4 protein-coding genes and 1 pseudogene are annotated in these 3,631 nt (G+C 73.5%); all 5 read left to right on the forward strand.

Annotated features, from left to right (window positions below):
- Positions 1 to 772: lipopolysaccharide biosynthesis protein (locus Y694_RS20455; protein ID WP_197028836.1), on the forward strand; the 772-nt coding region annotated here is incomplete at its 5' end.
- On the forward strand, positions 769 to 1,365 hold the full coding sequence (locus Y694_RS20460) for an acyltransferase (RefSeq protein ID WP_152543604.1): 597 nt from the start codon (positions 769 to 771) through the stop codon (positions 1,363 to 1,365). The genes Y694_RS20455 and Y694_RS20460, both read left to right, overlap by 4 nt.
- A 58-nt stretch (positions 1,366 to 1,423) precedes the next feature.
- The gene (locus tag Y694_RS26305; RefSeq protein ID WP_081782293.1) at positions 1,424 to 2,170 is read left to right on the forward strand and encodes a glycosyltransferase; all 747 of its coding nucleotides are present in this window, start codon (positions 1,424 to 1,426) and stop codon (positions 2,168 to 2,170) included.
- Positions 2,167 to 2,331, forward strand: a pseudogene (locus Y694_RS26310) (glycosyltransferase family 4 protein); the annotation flags it as partial. The gene Y694_RS26305 and the pseudogene Y694_RS26310, both read left to right, overlap by 4 nt.
- A gap of 210 nt (positions 2,332 to 2,541) precedes the next feature.
- The gene (locus Y694_RS26315) at positions 2,542 to 3,564 is read left to right on the forward strand and encodes a glycosyltransferase family 2 protein (RefSeq protein WP_036235995.1); all 1,023 of its coding nucleotides are present in this window, start codon (positions 2,542 to 2,544) and stop codon (positions 3,562 to 3,564) included.
- Positions 3,565 to 3,631 lie beyond the last annotated feature (67 nt).

The raw sequence follows: 3,631 nt of genomic DNA on the forward strand, positions 1-3,631 counted from the left end.
GCCCACCGTGATCGCGGTGCTGGCGGCCTGGGTGCTCGGCAAGGCGCTGGTCGGCATCGGCACCGGCTGGGCCGCACGGCGCGATGCCGGTCCGGCCGTGCCGCAGCGCGGCGTGCTGCGCGATCGGTGGCGCTTCGTCGCGACGATCGGCGCGACCAACCTGGTCAGCCTGCTGAACTACCGCGCCACGCTGTTCCTGCTGGAGCGCCACGGCGGGCTCGCCGAGACGGGCGTCTACTCGGTGGCGGTGCAGGTGGCCGAGCTGCTGTGGCTGCTGTCGTCGGCGGTCACCGTGTCGGCCTACCACCGCATCGGCGCGCCCGACGCGCAGCAGGCCGCGTGGACTACCTTGCGCGCGGTGCAGGTGAACCTGCTCGCGACGCTGCTGGCGGCGCCGCTGCTGTACGCGGGTGCCGCGTTCGCGCTGCCGGCCGTCCTGGGCCCGGCCTACGCCGGCGCGGTGCTGCCGCTGGCGCTGCTGCTGCCGGGCATCGCGGGCTACGCCGCGGCGTCCAGCCTGTCGGCCTACTACACCAACCACCGCGGTCGGCCGCAGTGGTCGGCCGGCATCGCCGGCCTGTCGCTCGTGCTCACACTGGCCATCGCGGCCTGGAGCATCCCCCGCTACGGCGCAGCGGGCGCGGCGCTCGCGACCTCGCTGGCCTACGGCGTGGCGATCGCGGTCGCGCTGGCGCTGTTTCTTCGCGATACCAAGTTGCCCTGGACGGCCTTGTTCAGCGGCCGGCGCGCGCCACAATCCGGGCCGGCATGAACGGCTTGAAGCGACCCCTGATCGGACTCTGGCAGCGCCTCGTCGCGCCCCGCATGGTCTATGGCGTGCGCAGTGCCGACGGCGGATGGCGACCCCACAGCCGCATCGGCAGCCACACCCACGTGGAGGCCCGCGAGCGGCTCGTGCTGGGCGACCACGTGTTCATCGGCCAGTTCAACTTCATCGACGCCTCGGGCGGCCTGCGCATCGACGAGGGCTGCCAGATCACGAACTTCGTCTCGGTGTTGACGCATTCCAGCCACCTGGCGCTGCGCCTGGAGCGCGAGCGCTACTGGGGCCACGCGGCGCCGGCCGGCCTGCAGCGCGCGCCGGTGGCGCTGGGCGCCTGGAGCTTCATCGGACCGCACAGCGTGATCGCACCCGGCAGCACGCTCGGCCGTGGCGTGCTGGTCAAGGCCGGCAGCTACGTGAGCGGCGACGTGCCGGCCTTCGCCATCGTCGAGGGCCAGCCGGCGAGGGTGGTGGGCGACACGCGCGAACTCGACCGGGCGTGGATCGAGCAGCACGAGGCCAGCTACGGCGAGCCGGCGCGCCTCGCCTACGAGGCCTGGGCGAACGGGGAGGACGCGTGAAGCAAGGCCCGACCCTCACGGAGGGGCGCTCGCCGTCCGTGGCGAGCGGGGTGTCGTCATGAACCGGATTTTGTTCTTCGCCGACGCGAGCAACCTGCACACGCAGCGCTGGGTGCGCGAGATCGCCGACCGCGGCTACGACTGCGTGGTGCTCACCCGTCGCCCGGCCGAGGTGCCGGGCGCGAGCGACGTGATCGCGGTGCGCCCCGGGAGCGACGGCGCCGGCTGGTTCCTCGCGCTGCCCGAGGTGCAGCGCCTGGCGCGCCGGCTCTCGCCGCAGTGGTTGCACGGCCACTACGTCACGTCCTACGGGCTGTGGGCGGCGGCTTGCTCGCTGGGCGCGCAGGTGCCGCGGGTGCTGACGGCCTGGGGCTCCGACATCCTGGTCACGCCGCGCGCCCCGGGGCTGCGCGGCGGCGCGATGGCGGCGTTGGTGGGCTGGTCGCTCCGGCGCGCGCGGCTCATCACCGCCGACTCGCAGGACATGCTGGCCGAGATCCGCCGCTACGGCGTGACGGGGCGCTGCGAAGAGGTGCTGTGGGGCGCCGACACCGACCGCTTCCGTCCCGGCAAACCGGCCGCCGACTTCGAGATCGCCAGCCTGCGCAATTGGGAGGCCAACTACAACATCGACACCGTGCTGCGCGCCTTCGCGCGGCTGCGCGCGGTGCGTCCGCAGGCCAACGCCACGCTGCACCTGCTCGGCGGCGGGCCCGACGAGGCGGCGCTGAAGGCGCTGGCCGCGAGCTGGCGCTGCCGGCGGAATCGGTACGCTTCCTGGGGCGAGCGGGTGAGGCGGCCTTGATCACGACGCTGCAACGCTCGCGCGTGTCGCTCAGCGTGCCGAGCAGCGATGCGACCTCGGTCTCGCTGCTGGAGTCGATGGCCTGCGGCCTGCCGGTGGTGGCGAGCGACCTGCCCGCCAACCGGCAGTGGATCCGCGGCGACACCGACCTGCTGGTGCCGGCGCGCGACGCGAGCGCGCTCGCCGCGGTCCTGCTGCGGCTGCACGACGAGCCGGAGTTCGCGCGCGGCGAAGGCCTGCACAACCGCGCGCTGGCGGTGGAGCGCGCCTCGCGCCGGTGCAGATGGACCGCATGGCGGCGCTCTACGAATCGCTGCGCCCGCGGGTGGCGGTACCCGCCGCGTGAGCCGGATGAACCGAGAGGCCTTGCCATGACCCAACGCCGCATCAGCGTGATCGCCCCCTGCCGCAACGAGCAGGCGCATGTGGCGGCCTTCTGCGACGCGGTGGCGGCGCAGGAGCTGCCGGAGGGCGTGGCGCTCGAGGTGCTGGTGGCCGACGGCATGAGCGACGACGGCACGCGCGAACTGCTGGCACAGCGCTGTGCGGCCGACCCGCGCTTCGCGATGATCGACAACCCGCGGCGCATCGTCTCGAGCGGGCTGAACCGCTGCATCGAGCGCGCGCGTGGCGAGGTCATCGTCCGCATGGACCTCCACACCCGGTACGAAAGCGACTACATCGTCGAGTGCCTGGCCGCGCTGGAGCGCACCGGCGCGGCCAATGTCGGCGGGCCGTGGCGTGCCGAAGGCGAGGGCGCCACCCAGGAGGCCATCGCCGCGGCCTTCCAGTCGCGCTGGGTCACGGGCGGCGCGCGTTCGCGCGCGCTCGACCACGAGGGGCCGGTCGACACCGTCTACCTCGGTTGCTGGCCGCGTGCCACCTTCGACCGCTACGGCCTGTTCGACGAGGACCTGGTGCGCAACCAGGACGACGAGCACAACCTGCGTCTCACGCGCCGCGGTGCGGTGGTCTGGCAGAGCGCGCGCATCGTTTCGGTCTACCGCCCGCGCGAGACGCTGGCCCAGCTGTTCCGGCAGCAACTGCAGTACGGCTACTGGAAGCCCTTCGTGATGCGCAAACACGGGCAGGCGGCAGCACTGCGCCAGCTGGCACCGGGCGCCTTCGTCGCGGCGCTGGCGCTGTCGCTGCTGCTCGGCCTAATGTGGCCGGCCGCAGGCCGCGGCGCCGTGCTGCTGGGCAACCTGTACGGCGTGTACGTGCTGGCCGCGTCGCTGGCCATCGCGCGCGACGAGGGCTACGAGCTGCTGCTGCGCCTGCCGCTGGTGATCGTGAGCTACCACGCCGGCTACGGCCTCGGCACCTTGTGCGGCTGGTTCGACGTGCTGCGCGGCCGCTCGCCGTCGCCCGCCTTCGGCACGCTGACCCGATGAGCGGGCCGGCCGCGCAAGACGAGGAGGCCCGCGCGGTCGCCGAGCGCTATGCGCGCCGCGACGTGCA

It is taken from the genome of Methylibium sp. T29-B (assembly GCF_000576225.1).
GTDB classification, from domain to species: domain Bacteria; phylum Pseudomonadota; class Gammaproteobacteria; order Burkholderiales; family Burkholderiaceae_C; genus Methylibium; species Methylibium petroleiphilum.